Source organism: Parablastomonas sp. CN1-191, assembly GCF_049354825.1.
Lineage (GTDB): Bacteria > Pseudomonadota > Alphaproteobacteria > Sphingomonadales > Sphingomonadaceae > Novosphingobium.
The window spans coordinates 1,405,708-1,421,138 of sequence record NZ_CP186480.1 but is presented as its reverse complement, the minus strand read 5'-3'; the positions used below and the strand labels follow the sequence as shown (position 1 = coordinate 1,421,138).

Annotated in this window: 25 protein-coding genes; all 25 read left to right on the top strand. The window is 65.2% G+C overall.

Going from position 1 to position 15,431, the window contains the following annotated elements:
- Positions 1-79: 79 nt before the first annotated feature.
- The 25 genes from fusA (at position 80) to rplO (ending at position 15,393) form a co-directional block, all read left to right on the top strand.
- On the top strand, positions 80-2,173 hold the full coding sequence (gene fusA / locus ACOYW6_RS07090; RefSeq protein WP_423140630.1) for an elongation factor G: 2,094 nt from the start codon (positions 80-82) through the stop codon (positions 2,171-2,173).
- A gap of 101 nt (positions 2,174-2,274) precedes the next feature.
- Entirely contained in the window at positions 2,275-3,465 is a 1,191-nt protein-coding gene (gene tuf / locus ACOYW6_RS07085) for an elongation factor Tu (protein ID WP_423140629.1), read from the top strand.
- Between the two features lie 102 nt (positions 3,466-3,567).
- A complete protein-coding gene (locus ACOYW6_RS07080; RefSeq protein ID WP_423140628.1) occupies positions 3,568-3,921 on the top strand; it encodes a hypothetical protein in 354 nt (117 codons plus the stop codon).
- Between the two features lie 212 nt (positions 3,922-4,133).
- Positions 4,134-4,445, top strand: a complete 312-nt coding sequence (gene rpsJ, locus ACOYW6_RS07075) for a 30S ribosomal protein S10 (RefSeq protein WP_349029235.1) — start codon at positions 4,134-4,136, stop codon at positions 4,443-4,445.
- Between the two features lie 290 nt (positions 4,446-4,735).
- Positions 4,736-5,491: a 50S ribosomal protein L3 gene (rplC, locus tag ACOYW6_RS07070; RefSeq protein WP_423140627.1), complete on the top strand. Its 756-nt coding sequence runs from the start codon at positions 4,736-4,738 to the stop codon at positions 5,489-5,491.
- A 3-nt stretch (positions 5,492-5,494) separates the two neighbouring features.
- On the top strand, positions 5,495-6,142 hold the full coding sequence (rplD, locus tag ACOYW6_RS07065) for a 50S ribosomal protein L4 (protein WP_423140626.1): 648 nt from the start codon (positions 5,495-5,497) through the stop codon (positions 6,140-6,142).
- Positions 6,135-6,455 carry a 50S ribosomal protein L23 gene (locus ACOYW6_RS07060; protein ID WP_423140625.1) on the top strand — a complete coding sequence of 107 codons (321 nt, stop codon included), beginning with the start codon at positions 6,135-6,137 and terminating at the stop codon, positions 6,453-6,455. The genes rplD and ACOYW6_RS07060 overlap by 8 nt, the downstream gene beginning before the upstream one ends.
- A gap of 4 nt (positions 6,456-6,459) precedes the next feature.
- Positions 6,460-7,296 (top strand): 50S ribosomal protein L2, encoded by an 837-nt coding sequence (rplB, locus tag ACOYW6_RS07055; protein ID WP_423140624.1) that lies wholly within the window; start codon positions 6,460-6,462, stop codon positions 7,294-7,296.
- 6 nt (positions 7,297-7,302) lie between these two features.
- Positions 7,303-7,581 carry a 30S ribosomal protein S19 gene (gene rpsS, locus ACOYW6_RS07050; protein WP_423140623.1) on the top strand — a complete coding sequence of 93 codons (279 nt, stop codon included), beginning with the start codon at positions 7,303-7,305 and terminating at the stop codon, positions 7,579-7,581.
- Positions 7,581-7,967, top strand: a complete 387-nt coding sequence (gene rplV / locus ACOYW6_RS07045) for a 50S ribosomal protein L22 (protein ID WP_423140622.1) — start codon at positions 7,581-7,583, stop codon at positions 7,965-7,967. Before rpsS ends, rplV begins: the two co-directional genes overlap by 1 nt.
- Positions 7,968-7,969: 2 nt before the next feature.
- Complete coding sequence (rpsC, locus tag ACOYW6_RS07040; protein ID WP_423140621.1) at positions 7,970-8,674, top strand: 30S ribosomal protein S3; 705 nt, start codon at positions 7,970-7,972, stop codon at positions 8,672-8,674.
- Positions 8,675-8,689: 15 nt separating this feature from the next.
- Positions 8,690-9,124: a 50S ribosomal protein L16 gene (rplP, locus tag ACOYW6_RS07035; RefSeq protein WP_423140620.1), complete on the top strand. Its 435-nt coding sequence runs from the start codon at positions 8,690-8,692 to the stop codon at positions 9,122-9,124.
- On the top strand, positions 9,121-9,366 hold the full coding sequence (gene rpmC, locus ACOYW6_RS07030; RefSeq protein WP_423140619.1) for a 50S ribosomal protein L29: 246 nt from the start codon (positions 9,121-9,123) through the stop codon (positions 9,364-9,366). Before rplP ends, rpmC begins: the two co-directional genes overlap by 4 nt.
- Before the next feature lie 10 nt (positions 9,367-9,376).
- The gene (gene rpsQ, locus ACOYW6_RS07025) at positions 9,377-9,646 is read left to right on the top strand and encodes a 30S ribosomal protein S17 (protein WP_423140618.1); all 270 of its coding nucleotides are present in this window, start codon (positions 9,377-9,379) and stop codon (positions 9,644-9,646) included.
- A gap of 87 nt (positions 9,647-9,733) precedes the next feature.
- The gene (gene rplN / locus ACOYW6_RS07020; protein ID WP_423140617.1) at positions 9,734-10,102 is read left to right on the top strand and encodes a 50S ribosomal protein L14; all 369 of its coding nucleotides are present in this window, start codon (positions 9,734-9,736) and stop codon (positions 10,100-10,102) included.
- Positions 10,102-10,419 carry a 50S ribosomal protein L24 gene (gene rplX / locus ACOYW6_RS07015; protein ID WP_423140616.1) on the top strand — a complete coding sequence of 106 codons (318 nt, stop codon included), beginning with the start codon at positions 10,102-10,104 and terminating at the stop codon, positions 10,417-10,419. The genes rplN and rplX overlap by 1 nt, the downstream gene beginning before the upstream one ends.
- The gene (gene rplE, locus ACOYW6_RS07010; RefSeq protein ID WP_423140615.1) at positions 10,412-10,999 is read left to right on the top strand and encodes a 50S ribosomal protein L5; all 588 of its coding nucleotides are present in this window, start codon (positions 10,412-10,414) and stop codon (positions 10,997-10,999) included. Before rplX ends, rplE begins: the two co-directional genes overlap by 8 nt.
- A 21-nt stretch (positions 11,000-11,020) precedes the next feature.
- A complete protein-coding gene (rpsN, locus tag ACOYW6_RS07005; RefSeq protein ID WP_423140614.1) occupies positions 11,021-11,326 on the top strand; it encodes a 30S ribosomal protein S14 in 306 nt (101 codons plus the stop codon).
- Positions 11,327-11,337: 11 nt separating this feature from the next.
- Positions 11,338-11,733, top strand: coding sequence for a 30S ribosomal protein S8 (rpsH, locus tag ACOYW6_RS07000; protein ID WP_423140613.1), 396 nt, complete (start codon positions 11,338-11,340; stop codon positions 11,731-11,733).
- On the top strand, positions 11,733-12,266 hold the full coding sequence (gene rplF, locus ACOYW6_RS06995; RefSeq protein ID WP_423140612.1) for a 50S ribosomal protein L6: 534 nt from the start codon (positions 11,733-11,735) through the stop codon (positions 12,264-12,266). The genes rpsH and rplF overlap by 1 nt, the downstream gene beginning before the upstream one ends.
- Positions 12,266-12,616 (top strand): 50S ribosomal protein L18, encoded by a 351-nt coding sequence (rplR, locus tag ACOYW6_RS06990; RefSeq protein ID WP_423140611.1) that lies wholly within the window; start codon positions 12,266-12,268, stop codon positions 12,614-12,616. Before rplF ends, rplR begins: the two co-directional genes overlap by 1 nt.
- Positions 12,616-13,407: a 30S ribosomal protein S5 gene (gene rpsE, locus ACOYW6_RS06985; RefSeq protein WP_423140610.1), complete on the top strand. Its 792-nt coding sequence runs from the start codon at positions 12,616-12,618 to the stop codon at positions 13,405-13,407. The genes rplR and rpsE overlap by 1 nt, the downstream gene beginning before the upstream one ends.
- Positions 13,408-13,412: 5 nt before the next feature.
- The gene (gene rpmD, locus ACOYW6_RS06980; RefSeq protein WP_423140609.1) at positions 13,413-13,589 is read left to right on the top strand and encodes a 50S ribosomal protein L30; all 177 of its coding nucleotides are present in this window, start codon (positions 13,413-13,415) and stop codon (positions 13,587-13,589) included.
- 116 nt (positions 13,590-13,705) lie between these two features.
- On the top strand, positions 13,706-14,734 hold the full coding sequence (locus ACOYW6_RS06975) for an acyltransferase family protein (protein ID WP_423140608.1): 1,029 nt from the start codon (positions 13,706-13,708) through the stop codon (positions 14,732-14,734).
- A 101-nt stretch (positions 14,735-14,835) separates the two neighbouring features.
- Positions 14,836-15,393, top strand: a complete 558-nt coding sequence (gene rplO / locus ACOYW6_RS06970; RefSeq protein WP_423140607.1) for a 50S ribosomal protein L15 — start codon at positions 14,836-14,838, stop codon at positions 15,391-15,393.
- Positions 15,394-15,431 lie beyond the last annotated feature (38 nt).

The window sequence follows — 15,431 nt, the reverse complement described above, 5'->3', positions numbered from 1 at the left end:
CTTAAAACGGTAACGTTCGTAATTATATGAATGGGGAAGGCGCCAGCGCCTTCCCCCTCAGCACCCCAAGGAATTCGAAATGGCCCGCAGCCATCCGCTCGAGAAATATCGCAATATCGGTATCATGGCGCACATCGACGCCGGCAAGACCACGACGACCGAGCGTATCCTCTATTACACCGGCAAGTCCTACAAGATCGGCGAAGTCCATGACGGCGCCGCGACGATGGACTGGATGGAGCAGGAGCAGGAGCGCGGGATCACGATCACCAGCGCCGCGACGACCTGTTTCTGGAAGGCCGACAGCGGCAAGGGCGACGAGTATCGGATCAACATCATCGATACCCCGGGCCACGTCGATTTCACCATCGAGGTCGAGCGTTCGCTGCGCGTGCTCGACGGCGCGGTCGCGTGCTTCGACGGTGTCGCGGGCGTTGAGCCGCAGTCGGAAACGGTGTGGCGCCAGGCGGACAAGTACAAGGTTCCGCGGATGTGCTTCATCAACAAGCTCGATCGCACCGGCGCCAACTTCAAGTACTGCGTCCAGTCGATCATCGATCGCCTCGGTGCCAAGCCGGCCGTCCTCTACATCCCGATCGGCCTCGAAGCCGATCTCAAGGGCCTGGTCGACCTGGTCGAGAACCGCGCCATCATCTGGAAGGACGAAAGCCTGGGCGCCGAGTTCTTCTACGAGGACATCCCGGCCGAGCTGGCCGACGAAGCCGCGCAGTATCGCAGCGAACTGATCGAGCTTGCCGTCGAGCAGGACGACGATGCGATGGAAGCGTACCTGGAAGGCAACGAGCCCGACGTCGCGACCCTCAAGGCGCTGATCCGCAAGGGCACGCTGGGTCATGCTTTCGTACCGGTGGTCTGCGGCTCGGCGTTCAAGAACAAGGGCGTCCAGCCCCTGCTCGACGCGGTGGTCGATTACCTGCCGTCGCCGCTCGACATCGAGGACGTCCAGGGCGTCAAGATGGACAGCGACGAAAAGGACAGCCGTCCGCCCCGGGATGACGCGCCGTTCAGCGCGCTCGCCTTCAAGGTGATGAACGATCCCTTCGTCGGCAGCCTCACCTTCATCCGCATCTATTCGGGTACGCTCACCAAGGGCACGTACCTGAACTCGGTGAAGGACAAGAAGGAGAAGGTCGGCCGCATCCTCGAAATGCACGCCAATGACCGCAAGGACATCGACGAATCGTTCGCGGGCGACATCGTCGCGCTGGCCGGCATGAAGGAAACCACCACGGGCGACACGCTCTGCGCCGAACGGTCGCCGATCGTGCTAGAACGCATGGAGTTCCCCGAGCCGGTCATCGAGCTGTCGGTCGAACCCAAGACCAAGGCGGACCAGGAAAAGATGGGCGTCGCGCTCAATCGCCTGTCGGCCGAGGATCCCTCGTTCCGCGTCTCGACCGATCACGAATCGGGCCAGACGATCATCAAGGGCATGGGCGAACTGCACCTCGACATCATCGTCGATCGCATGCGCCGCGAATTCAAGGTCGAGGCCAACGTCGGCGCGCCACAGGTGGCTTATCGTGAGTATCTCGCGAAGCCGGTGGACATCGATTACACCCACAAGAAGCAGTCGGGTGGTTCGGGCCAGTTCGCGCGCGTGAAGTTCAAGCTGACGCCGGGTGAACGCGGCAGCGGCATCGTCTTCAGCGACAACATCAAGGGCGGCAACATCCCGAAGGAATACATTCCTTCGATCGAGAAGGGCATGCGCGAATCGGCGGCCTCCGGCAGCCTCGTCGGCTTCCCGATCATCGACTTCGGGATCGACGTCTATGACGGCGCCTACCACGACGTCGACTCGTCGGCGCTGGCGTTCGAGATCGCGGGCCGTGCCTCGATGCGTGAAGCCGCGCAGAAGGCCGGCATCAAGCTGCTCGAGCCGATCATGAAGGTCGAGGTCGTCACCCCGGACGAGTTCATGGGCGACGTCATCGGCGATCTGAACAGCCGTCGCGGCCAGATCCAGGGCACCGACAGCCGGGGCAACGCCCAGGTGGTCGAGGCCATGGTCCCGCTGGCGAACATGTTCGGCTATGTGAACCAGCTGCGCTCGTTCACGCAGGGCCGCGCCAACTACTCGATGTTCTTCTCGCACTACGACGAAGTGCCGGCGAACGTCGCGGCGGAAGTTAAGGAGAAGCTTGCCTAAGGGCAGGCTGTGTTCTAGGGGCGGCGCCTGATTCCGGGGGCCGCCTCCCGAAGGCCGGACGACCGGCCGGTATCAATCATTACGAACAGAAGGTTTGGACAATGGCTAAGGCTAAGTTTGAGCGGAACAAGCCGCACTGCAACATCGGCACGATCGGTCACGTCGACCACGGCAAGACGACGCTGACGGCCGCGATCACCAAGGTGATGGCTGAAGAGAACGGCGGCACCGCGGTCGACTTCGCCAACATCGACAAGGCGCCGGAAGAGCGTGAGCGCGGGATCACCATCTCGACCGCCCACGTCGAGTACGAGACCGCCGCGCGCCACTACGCGCACGTCGATTGCCCGGGCCACGCCGACTACGTGAAGAACATGATCACCGGTGCCGCCCAGATGGACGGCGCGATCCTGGTCGTGAACGCCGCCGACGGCCCGATGCCGCAGACCCGCGAGCACATCCTGCTCGCCCGTCAGGTCGGCGTGCCGTCGCTGGTCGTCTACATGAACAAGGTCGACCAGGTCGACGACGAGGAAATCCTCGAGCTGGTCGAGCTGGAAGTCCGCGAGCTGCTGAGCTCGTACGACTTCCCGGGCGACGATATCCCGATCATCAAGGGTTCGGCTCTGGCCGCGCTCGAAGGTCGCGATGACAACATCGGCAAGGAATCGATCAAGGCCCTGATGGACGCGGTCGACAGCTACATCCCGCAGCCGCCGCGTCCGACCGACAAGCCCTTCCTGATGCCCGTCGAGGACGTGTTCTCGATCTCGGGCCGCGGTACGGTCGTCACCGGCCGCGTCGAGACCGGCATCATCAAGGTCGGCGAGGAAGTCGAAGTCGTCGGCCTCAAGGACACGCAGAAGACCACGGTCACCGGCGTCGAAATGTTCCGCAAGCTGCTCGACCAGGGTGAAGCCGGCGACAACATCGGCGCGCTGGTCCGCGGCCTGAAGCGCGAAGACGTCGAGCGTGGCCAGGTCCTGGCCAAGCCGGGCACCGTCAACCCGCACACCGATTTCGCCGCCGAAGTCTACGTGCTGTCAAAGGACGAAGGTGGCCGTCACACGCCGTTCTTCGCCAACTACCGCCCGCAGTTCTACTTCCGCACCACCGACGTGACCGGTGAAGTCGTCCTCCCCGAGGGCACCGAGATGGTCATGCCGGGCGACAACATCGCCCTGTCGGTCAAGCTGATCGCGCCGATCGCGATGGACGAAGGCCTGCGCTTCGCCATCCGCGAAGGCGGCCGCACCGTCGGCTCGGGCGTCGTGTCGAAGATCACGAAGTAAGCTTCGCGTCTTCGGGGCAACCCGCAAGCGAAAGGCCCGGCTTCCGAAAGGAGGCCGGGCTTTTTCGTTGCGGTCGGCGCCGCCGGACGGCACGGCGGTACGATGGCACGCAAGTATGGCAAGCACGGCGTTCGTGACGATCGCCACGGCATCGACGAGGTCAATGGCGAAGCGGCCGCGCCGCCGCCCGGCTGCTGGCTGTGCGAGCGGCCTTGCGGAGAGACTGTGGTCTGGCACCACCCGGTGCCCAGGAGCCGCGGCGGGCGCGACACCGTGCCGATGCACCCGATCTGCCAGAACATGCTGATCACGACCTTCAGCAATGCCGAGCTGCAGCGATACGGCCTCGACGCCGGGCTGTTGCGGATCGATCCGCGAGTCGAGAAATTCGTTGCCTGGGTCGCAAACAAGGGTCCGGACTTCAACGCCGCGCTGGGACGCAAGAAGCAGCGTTGAGCTTTCATCCGTGGCAGGGGGATTCGATTGCGCGGGGCCGCAATGGTACGAACGATCATTGCGTTACGTGCTCCCGTTCATGGGGATGGCCGAATTCCGCGATATTTACGGCAGATCGCCCCTTGCGCTCCTGACGGGCCGCGTGTAGGGGCGCCCTTCAATTCGTTCGGAACCGCAAGGTTCCACCCGCTCTTTCTCATCGGTAGTTGGACATGGAAGCTCAAAACATTCGCATCCGCCTGAAGGCATTCGATCATCGCGTGCTTGACCAGGCGACCGGCGAAATCGCGGAAACCGCCCGCCGTACCGGCGCGCTGATCCGGGGCCCCATTCCGCTTCCGACGAGGATCGAGAAGTTCACCGTGAACCGCGGCCCGCACGTCGACAAGAAGTCGCGCGAGCAGTTCGAGGTGCGCACCTACAAGCGGCTGCTCGACATCGTGCAGCCGAACGCCACGACCGTGGACGCGCTGATGAAGCTCGACCTCGCCGCCGGTGTCAACGTCGAGATCAAGCTGGCGTAAGCCGGCCTCGACACCAGGTTTCGGACTTCGGTCCGCCATCCTTTCCGGGCCTCGGCCCGGCTTGAAACGGGATCACCCAACGCGATTGGGCCCGTGACGAGACAGAGCCCCCGCATCGGCGGGGGACACAAGGGATACCTCCGGGGCTTGCTCCGGGAATGCGTCCCCCGTCTCGCTTCCGCCGTCCTTCGGGACGGGCAGGGGGCACCCAGCCCGGACGGGGCTCGCATCGATCAGGGCTGGACACGCCTGTGGGGATGGTCCCCTCAGGCCTCTGTGGGAGTTTGATCATGCGCACAGGCGTGATCGCCAAGAAGGTGGGGATGACCCGCCTGTTCCAGGAGGACGGTCGGCACGTGCCGGTTACCGTCCTGGCGCTGGAAAATTGCCAGGTCGTCTCGGTCCGCGATGCGGACAAGGATGGCTATACCGCCGTTCAGCTCGGTGCCGGTTCGGCCAAGCAGAAGAACGTCGCCAAGCCGCAGCGCGAACATTTCGCCAAGGCCGACGTCGGCCTGAAGGCCCGCGTGGCCGAGTTCCGCGTCGCCGACGATGCGCTGCTCGAAGTCGGCAGCACGATCGCCGCTTCGCACTTCGCGGTTGGCCAGATGGTCGACGTTGCCGGCCACACGCAGGGCAAGGGTTTCCAGGGCGCGATGAAGCGCTGGGGCTTCGGCGGCATGCGCGCGACGCACGGCGTCTCGATCAGCCACCGTGCCCACGGTTCGACCGGTAACCGCCAGGATCCGGGTCGCGTCTTCAAGAACAAGAAGATGGCCGGCCATATGGGCGATCGCCAGCGCACCCAGCAGAACCTCGAAGTCGTCCGCGTGGACGATGAGCGCGGCCTGATCTTCGTCAAGGGTTCGGTCCCGGGTTCGAAGAATGCCTGGCTGACGGTCAAGGACTCGGTGAAGGTCGCGCGCCACGCCGAAGCGCCGTATCCGGCCGGCCTCAAGGGCGCCAACACCAATACATCGGACGCTGCCGACACCCCCGCGGAGAACACCGCGGCCGTCGAAGCGACCGAAGGCCAGGAGGGCTAAGTCGTGAAGGTGAAGCTTTCCAAGCTCGATGGTACCGCCGGCAAGGGCGATATCGAACTCGACGACACCGTCTTCGGCGTCGAACCGCGTGCGGATATCCTGCACCGTGTCGTCACCTGGCAGCTCGAGAACCGCCGCGGCATCGCCCGCGCCGCTCGCGAGCGCTCGGACGTTGCCCGCACCGGCAAGAAGTTCGGCCGCCAGAAGGGTGGCGGTACTGCCCGTCACGGCGATCGCAAGGCGCCGATCTTCATCGGCGGCGGCAAGGCCATGGGTCCGCGCCGGCGTGAATTCGACGTGTCGCTGAACAAGAAGATTCGCGCCCTGGGCCTGCGCATGGCGCTGTCCACCAAGGCGAAGGACGGTCTGATCGTGGTCGACACGCTCGACGTCACCGACGCCAAGACCAAGGCCCTGTCGGCTCAGTTGGCAAAGGCGGGCTGGGGCAAGAAGGTTCTGGTAATCGACGGCGAGACGGTGAACGAGGGCTTTGCCCGCGCCGCCGGCAACCTGGTCGGGGTCAACGTGCTCCCGGCGGTCGGTGCCAACGTCTACGACATCCTGAAGCATGACACGCTGGTGCTGACCCGCGCCGCTGTCGACAAGCTGGAGGCGCGTTTCGCCCCCACGGGAGTGAAGAGCAATGGCTAAGGCCCCCACCAAGGCTGCCGGCACCGATACGCGTCACTACGACGTGATCGTCGCGCCGCACATCACCGAGAAGTCGACCCTTCTCTCCGAGCACAACGCGGTTGTGTTCAAGGTTGCCGACAAGGCCACCAAGCCGGAGATCAAGGCGGCCGTGGAAGCGCTCTTCGACGTCAAGGTCGTCGGCGTGAACACGCTCACCCAGAAGGGCAAGACCAAGCGCTGGAAGGGCAAGCCCTACAAGCGTTCGGACGTCAAGAAGGCCGTCGTGACCCTGGCCGCGGGCCAGTCCATCGACGTCACCAGCGGGATCTGAGGCGATGGCACTCAAGAACTACAACCCGACCAGCCCCGCGCGCCGCGGCCTGGTCCTCGTCGACAAGTCGTCGCTGTGGAAGGGCAAGCCGGTCAAGGCGCTCGTCGAAGGCAAGCGCAAGACCGGTGGCCGCAACAACAAGGGCCATGTCACCTCGCGTGGTATCGCCGGCGGTCACAAGCAGAAGTACCGCTACATCGACTTCAAGCGTCGCAAGTGGGACGCCCCCGCGATCGTCGAGCGTCTCGAGTACGATCCCAACCGCACGGCCTTCATCGCGCTGGTCAAGTACGAGGACGGCGAACTCGCCTACATCCTCGCGCCGCAGCGCCTCGCCGTCGGTGACAGTGTCGTTGCCGGTGAAAAGACCGACGTGAAGCCGGGCAATGCGATGCTTCTGTCGCAGATGCCGGTCGGCACGATCTGCCACAACGTCGAAATGAAGCCGGGCAAGGGTGGCCAGATCGCCCGTTCGGCCGGCACTTACGTGCAGGTCGTGGGCCGCGACCGCGGCATGGTGATCGTCCGCCTCAACTCGGGCGAGCAGCGTTACCTGCGCGGCGATTGCATGGGCACGGTTGGCGCGGTCTCGAACCCCGACAACCAGAACCAGAACCTGGGCAAGGCCGGCCGCAACCGCTGGCTGGGCAAGCGTCCGCTGACCCGCGGCGTCGCCAAGAACCCGGTCGACCACCCGCATGGCGGTGGTGAAGGCCGGACCTCGGGCGGCCGTCACCCGGTTACCCCTTGGGGCAAGCCGACCAAGGGTGCCCGCACCCGTCACAACAAGCGCACGGACAAGATGATCATCCGTTCGCGTCACGCCAAGAAGAAGAGGTAAGCGCGCATGGCTCGCTCCGTATGGAAAGGCCCCTTCGTCGACCTGCACCTTCTCAAGAAGGCTGAAGGCGCGCAGGAGCAGTCGGGCCGCGGCGGTCCGATCAAGACCTGGTCGCGTCGTTCGACGATCCTGCCGCAGTTCGTCGGTCTGACGTTCAGCGTGCACAACGGCCACAAGTTCATCCCGGTCTCGGTCAACGAGGACATGGTCGGCCACAAGCTCGGTGAATTTGCGCCCACGCGCACCTTCCCCGGTCACGCTGCCGACAAGAAGGGCAAGCGCTGATGAGCAAGGACAAGGCACCCCGCCGCGTCGCCGATAATGAGGCGCTCTCGGTCGGAACGCAGATCCGCGGTTCGGCCCAGAAGCTGAACCTGGTCGCGGGTCTGATCCGCGGCAAGCGCGCGGAAGACGCGATGAACATCCTCGCCTTCTCGAAGAAGGCCATGGCCGTCGAAGCCCGCAAGGTTCTCGCCAGCGCCATCGCCAACGCCGAGAACAACCACAACCTCGACGTCGACGCGCTCGTCGTTGCCGAGGCGTCGGTCGGCAAGTCGATCACGATGAAGCGGTTCCACACGCGCGGCCGCGGCAAGTCCACGCGCATCCTCAAGCCGTTCAGCCGGCTGCGGATCGTCGTGCGCGAAACCTCTGAAGACGGGGAGGCCTGATCATGGGTCATAAATCGAACCCGATCGGTCTGCGCCTGCAGATCAACCGTACCTGGGACAGCCGCTGGTACGCCGAAGGCAAGAATTATGCGTCGATGCTTGAGGAAGACCTCAAGATGCGCAAGTTCATCATGGACACGCTGCCGCAGGCCGCGATCTCCAAGGTCGTCATCGAGCGTCCGGCCAAGCTGTGCCGCGTGTCGATCTATGCCGCCCGTCCGGGCGTCATCATCGGCAAGAAGGGCGCCGACATCGAGAAGCTGCGCTCGCAGCTGGCCAAGCTGACCGGCAGCGACGTGAAGCTCAACATCGTCGAGATCCGCAAGCCCGAGATCGACGCCAAGCTCGTCGCCCAGGGCATCGCCGACCAGCTGATCCGCCGTGTGGCGTTCCGCCGGGCGATGAAGCGCGCGATGCAGTCGGCCATGCGTCTGGGTGCCGAAGGCATCAAGATCATGTGCGGCGGCCGCCTCGGCGGTGCCGAGATCGCCCGTGTCGAGCAGTACCGTGAAGGCCGCGTGCCGCTTCACACGCTGCGCGCCAACGTCGACTACGCCGATGCCGAGGCGCTGACCGCCTATGGCATCATCGGCATCAAGGTCTGGGTCTTCAAGGGCGAGATTCTCGGCCATGATCCTATGGCCCAGGACCGGCTGATGATGGAGGCCCAGACCTCCGGCGTCCGTCCGGCCTCCGACCGGCGCTAAGGTAGAGTAAGCACCATGCTGCAACCGAAGAAAACCAAGTTCCGCAAGGCCTTCAAGGGCCGGATCAAGGGCGCCGCCAAGGGCGGTACCGAGCTGAACTTCGGCTCGTACGGCCTCAAGGCGATGGAGCCGGAGCGCGTCACCGCCCGCCAGATCGAGGCTGCGCGCCGTGCGATCACGCGCCACATCAAGCGCCAGGGGCGCCTGTGGATCCGCGTGTTCCCGGACGTGCCGGTGTCGAAGAAGCCTGCTGAAGTCCGCCAGGGCAAGGGCAAAGGCGCGATCGAATACTGGGCCGCGCGCGTGAAGCCGGGCCGGATCCTGTTCGAACTCGACGGCGTTGCCGGTCCGCTGGCCGCCGAGGCGTTCAGCCGCGCGGCGATGAAGCTGCCGATCAAGACCAAGGTCGTTGCCCGGTTGGGCGACACCAGCCACCTGGGAGCCGAATGATGGCTAAAAGCCCCAAGAAAGCTGCCGCGACCAAGGGTTCGAACAAGGTCACCGACATGCGCACCAAGACTGACGACCAGCTTACCGGCGACCTCGCCGACCTGAAGAAGGAGGCCTTCAATCTCCGCTTCCAGGCCGCGACGAACCAGCTGGAGCGTCCGGCGCGCATCAAGGAAGTGCGCCGCGACATCGCCCGCATCAAGACCCTGCAGACCGAGCGCACCCGCTCGGCCGCGAAGTAAGGAGATCACGATGCCCAAGCGTATCCTGATCGGGACCGTGGTGTCCGACAAGACCGACAAGACCGTCGTCGTGAAGGTCGAGCGCAAGGTGAAGCACCCGCTCTACGGGAAGATCATCCGTCGCTCGAAGAAGTACCATGCCCATGACGAGGACAACTCGTTCAAGGCCGGTGAAGTGGTCCGCATCGAGGAGACGGCTCCCGTCTCCAAGCTCAAGACCTGGAAGGTCGTCGACCGCGTCCAGGCCGGGAAGACCGCCGCCGTCGAAGCTGATGTTTGAAGGCTGACGCCTCCAGGCCGACGTCTGATTTAGTTTTGGAACTGCCGGGCAATCGTCCCGGCAAGCCAGGAAGAAGGAACCGGATCAATGATCCAGATGCAATCCCAGCTTGAGGTCGCTGACAACAGCGGCGCCAAGCGCGTCCAGTGCATCAAGGTGCTGGGCGGATCGAAGCGCCGGACCGCCGGCGTCGGCGACGTCATCGTCGTCTCGGTCAAGGAAGCCCAGCCGCGCACCCGCGTGAAGAAGGGCGACGTTCACCGCGCGGTGATCGTACGCACCCGCAAGGACGTGCGCCGTGCCGACGGCAGCGTGATCCGCTTCGACACGAATGCGGCCGTGCTGATCAACAAGAACGAGGAGCCGATCGGCACTCGTATCTTCGGACCCGTGGTTCGCGAACTGCGGGGCCGCGGCTTCATGAAGATCATCAGCCTTGCTCCGGAGGTGCTGTGATGGCTGCCGCAAAGATCAAGAAGGGTGACAGCGTCGTCGTGCTGTCCGGCAAGGACAAGGGCCGCACCGGCACCGTCCAGGCCGTGATGCCGAAGGACGGCAAGGTGATCGTGGAAGGCGTCAACGTCGCCGCCCGCCATCGCAAGCCGACCCAGGCGAACCCGCAGGGCGGCATCGACCGCCGCGAGGCGCCGATGCACATTTCCAAGGTTGCGATTGCCGGCAAGGACGGCAAGCCGACCCGCGTCCGTTTCGAGACCAAGGACGGCCAGAAGGTCCGTGTTGCGGTCCGCGGCGGGGAGACGATCGATGGCTGATTCCAAGTACACCCCCCGGATGAAGAGCCGCTACGACGAGGTCATCGCCAAGCAGATGACCGAGCGTTTCGGTTACAAGAACGCCATGGAAGTTCCGCGGATCGAGAAGATCACGCTGAACATGGGCGTCGGCGAAGGCAGCCAGGACAAGAAGAAGGTCACGGTCGCCGCCGCCGAGATGGAGCTGATTTCCGGTCAGAAGCCGGTCATCACCAAGGCGAAGAAGTCGATCGCGCAGTTCAAGCTGCGTGAAGGCATGCCGATCGGTTGCAAGGTGACCTTGCGCCGGGAACGCATGTACGAATTCCTCGACCGCCTGATCACCGTGGCGATGCCCCGCATCCGCGACTTCCGCGGTCTCAACCCGAAGAGCTTCGACGGGCGCGGCAACTACGCGATGGGTCTCAAGGAGCAGATCATCTTCCCCGAGATCAGCTATGACCAGATCGAGAAGGTGCGCGGGATGGACATCATCGTCACCACCACCGCCAAGACCGACGACGAGGCGCGCGAGCTGCTGCGCCTGTTCGGTTTCCCGTTCCCGCAGGATGCTGACGCTGATGCGCAGCAGGCCGCGTGATTAAGAAGAGAGCTTAAGTCCATGGCGAAACTGAGTTCCGTGAACAAGAACGAGCGGCGCAAGAAGCTCGTTAAGCAGTATGCCGGCAAGTTTGCCGCGCTCAAGGCCAAGGCCGACGACAAGTCGCTCGACGAAACCGAGCGCTTGATCGCCCGCCTGAAGATGGCCGAACTGCCGCGCAACGCGAACCCCACCCGGGTCCGCAACCGCTGCGCAACCACCGGCCGCCCGCGCGGCTACTACCGCAAGTTCGGCCTGTGCCGCATCGAGCTGCGCGACCTGGGCAACAAGGGGATGATCCCCGGCCTGACCAAGTCGAGCTGGTGAGGGTTTAGACAATGGCAATGACCGATCCCCTGGGTGATATGCTCACCCGCATCCGCAACGGCCAGCAGGCGAAGAAGGACTCGGTCCTTTCGCCGGCCTCGAAGCTGCGCGCCCGCGTGCTCGAGGTTCTGCAGCGCGAAGGTTACATCCGCGGCTATGCCGAGGACGCCACCGGCGTGCACCCGCAGCTGCGCATCGAACTGAAGTATTTCGAAGGCGAGCCGGCGATCAAGCACGTCGCCCGCGTCTCGAAGCCGGGCCGCCGCGTCTATTCGGGCTCCAAGGAGCTTCCGGTGGTGCGCAACGGCCTTGGCATCACGATCGTCTCGACGCCGCGCGGCGTGCTCTCGGATGCCGAGGCGCGTGCGCAGAACGTCGGCGGCGAAGTCCTGGCGGAGGTGTTCTGATGAGCCGCATCGGCAAGAAGCCGGTGACGATCCCGAGCGGCGTCACCGCCCAGATCGAGGACCGCACCCTCAGCGTGAAGGGCCCCAAGGGCACCTTGACCCTGCCGCTGCGCGACGAGATCAGCTACACCGTCGATGGCGATGCCATCCTGGTGAAGCCGGCGAACGAGACCAAGGCGGCGCGTGCCTTCTGGGGCATGCAGCGCACGCTGGTCGAGAACCTGATCACCGGTGTGACCGAAGGTTTCACCAAGGTGCTCGAGATCACCGGTGTCGGCTACCGCGCTACGGCCCAGGGCAAGACCCTGCGCCTGCAGCTCGGCTACAGCCACGACGTCAACTTCCCGGTGCCCGAGGGTATCGAGGTCAAGACGCCTGACAACACCACCGTCGAGATCACCGGTATCGACAAGCAGAAGGTCGGCCAGGTCGCGGCCGAGATTCGCCGCTGGCGCAAGCCCGAGCCGTACAAGGGCAAGGGCATCAAGTACCGCGGCGAGTACATCTTCCGCAAGGAAGGGAAGAAGAAGTAATGGCCAAGCTCACGCTTTTCGACCGCCGCAAGCGGCGCGTTCGCACCACCATCAAGGCGCGTGCCGCTGGCCGTCCGCGGCTGAGCGTCCACCGCTCGGGCCGCCACATCTACGCCCAGATCATCGACGATGCCGCCGGCCGCACGGTCGCCGCGGCCTCGACGCTGGGCGTTGCGGGGGACAAGTCTGGCGCGACGGCAGCCGCTGCCGCCGAAGTCGGCAAGGCCCTGGCCGAAGCAGCCAAGAAGGCCGGTGTGACCTCCGTCGTGTTCGATCGCGGCGGCTTCCTCTTCCATGGTCGCGTCAAGGCGCTGGCCGATGCCGCGCGTGAAGGCGGGCTGGAGTTCTGATGATGCCAGATACCCCTAACACTGAAACCAACACCACCGAGGTTCCGACCCCGGACGCGCCGATCGCGGCCGAACACCCGCAGGCGGCCGATGCCGCTCCCGTCGAAGCTCCGCGCGAAGCGCGTGGCGGCGATCGCGGTGGCAACCGTGGCGGCAATCGCGGCGGCGGCAATCGTGGCGGCAACGACCGTGGCGGCAATCGCGGCGGGCGTCGTGACGATCGCCGTGGCGGCCGGGGCGGCGACGACGACGGTGGCGAGGAGCTGATCGAGAAGCTCGTGCACATCAACCGCGTGTCCAAGACGGTGAAGGGCGGCAAGCGCTTCGGCTTTGCAGCGCTGGTCGTAGTGGGCGACGGCAAGGGCCGCGTCGGTTTCGGTCATGGCAAGGCGCGCGAAGTGCCTGAGGCCATCACCAAGGCGACGGCCTCGGCCAAGAAGAAGATGGTCCGCGTTCCGCTGAAGGAAGGCCGCACCTTGCACCATGACGGCAAGGGCCGGTTCGGCGCCGGCAAGGTCAATGTCCGGTCGGCCCCGGCCGGTACCGGCATCATCGCCGGCGGCCCGATGCGCGCCGTTTTCGAGAGCCTGGGCGTCCATGACGTCGTGACCAAGTCGGTCGGGACCTCGAACCCCTACAACATGATCCGCGCCACGTTCGACGCGCTGACCGACCAGACTTCGCCGAAGTCGGTTGCCCAGCGTCGCGGCAAGAAGGTCGCCGACCTGCTGGGTCGCGGCGGTGCGAGCGCTGCGGAGGCCGAAGTGGCCGCCGAAGCGATCACGGAGTAAGCACGATGGCCAAAATCAAGCTCAAGCAGATCGGCAGCCCGATCCGCAGGCCCGAAAGCCAGAAGAAGATCCTGATCGGTCTTGGCCTCGGCAAGATGCACCGCATCGTGGAGCTCGAAGACACCGCCGAAGTGCGCGGTGCCATCGCCAAGCTTCCGCACATGGTCGCGGTGATCGACTGACACCTGCCGATCCTTCGGCACCGCATGAAAAGGCCCCGGCACCCGCCGGGGCCTTTTTCATTGCCGCGGCGCCGCGCCGGCATGGACTTCGCGGGGGTTCTTTGTCACCAGCGGGCATGGATCCGGCCGCCGCAGTTCACGAACCGACGCCCGCGCCCCCCGACGTCATCGTCAACCTGCAATTGCTGCGGGGCATCGCCGCCGCGATGATCGTGGTATTGCACGTCCTGCGCCAGTTCTGGGGCAAGCCGGCGGTGGTCGCCAGCCTGTTCGCCGGGGTCGACATCTTCTTCGTCATTTCCGGCTTCATCATGGTCTTCGTGACCGAGCGCAGGCTGCAGAGCCCGTCCGCCTTCCTGGTCGACCGCGCCATCCGCATCATTCCGATCTACTGGACCTTCACCTTGCTGCTGGCGGCGGCGCAGTCGACCCTGCCGGGGCTGAACACCGCCGCGCCGACCGGCGCCGAGCTCGTGAAGTCGCTGCTGTTCGTTCCGTACGGGGCGCCGCCCAACTATCCCCCGATCCTTTTCGTCGGGTGGAGCCTCAACGCCGAAGTCGTCTTCTACCTGCTTTTCGCGCTCAGCCTGGCCGTCGCGCCCGGCAACGCGCGTCGCTGGCTCGTGACAGCGGCCGGGGTCGCCGCGGTCTACCTGCTTGCCCACCTGGCGCCGCAGGGTTCGGGGCTGCGCTTCTACGGGCAGTCGATCGTGCTGGAGTTCATCCTCGGCATGGCGCTTGCCTATTGGCGCTCCGCCGTAAGGCGGATCCCCGCACCGCTGGCCCTGGCGCTCGTGATCGCCGGCGCCGCCGCGATCGCGGCGCTCCCGGCCTTTGTCCGCGCCGAAAGCACGTTCCTGCTGTTCGGCGTGCCGGGCGCCGCCATCGTCGCCGGCCTGATCGCGCTCGAAGCGCATGGCCGCGTCGCGCCCAGGGCGCTGGCAGTGTGGGGCGGGGCGATCTCGTACATACTGTACCTGACGCATCCGCTGGTCATTTCCGCCTTCGGTGCCGTGCAGGCGCACATCGCGCTTCTGAAGACGCCGGGCGGCACCGTCGCGACGGCACTTTCCGCGCTGGCAGCGGCGTTCGTGTTTGCACGCTTGCCAACCGCGTGTTCGAAATCCCGCTGTCACGCTGGCTGAAGCGGCGCTGCAAGCGGTTTCAGGGTGACAAGCGAGCCCCGATCCCCTAAGGGCGCCGCTTCCCATCAAGCGCGATTCAAAGCGAAAGCGAGTGCTCCGACATGAAACTGAACGAAATCAAGGATAACGAAGGCGCCCGTCACCGCAAGATGCGGGTCGGTCGCGGTATCGGCTCGGGCAAGGGCAAGACCGCCGGTCGCGGCCAGAAGGGCGCCAAGGCGCGTTCGGGCGTCAGCGTCAACGGCTTCGAGGGCGGCCAGATGCCGCTCCACATGCGGATCCCGAAGCGCGGCTTCAACAACATCTTCGCCAAGGATTTCGCCGAAGTGAACCTGGGCCTGATCCAGAAGGCGCTCGACGCCGGCAAGCTCGATGGCAAGAAGGTCATCGACCATGCCGCGCTGAGGGCAGCGGGCCTGGCCCGCGGCGGCAAGGACGGCGTGCGCGTCCTCGCCAAGGGCGATTTCTCGGCCAAGGCCAGCTTCAGCGTCGCCGGCGTATCGAAGGGCGCGCGCGAGGCTATCGAGAAGGCCGGCGGTTCGATCGAACTGCCCGAGGCCAAGGAGCCGACCACCGGCAAGATGCCGAAAAAGGCCGCCAGCGCCGACAAGGGCGACGCCAAGGCGAGCGCCCGGTCCAAGCGGGCCGCCAAGGCCTGACGAAAAGTGACGGGCGGGGATGTTGCATCCCCGCCCGC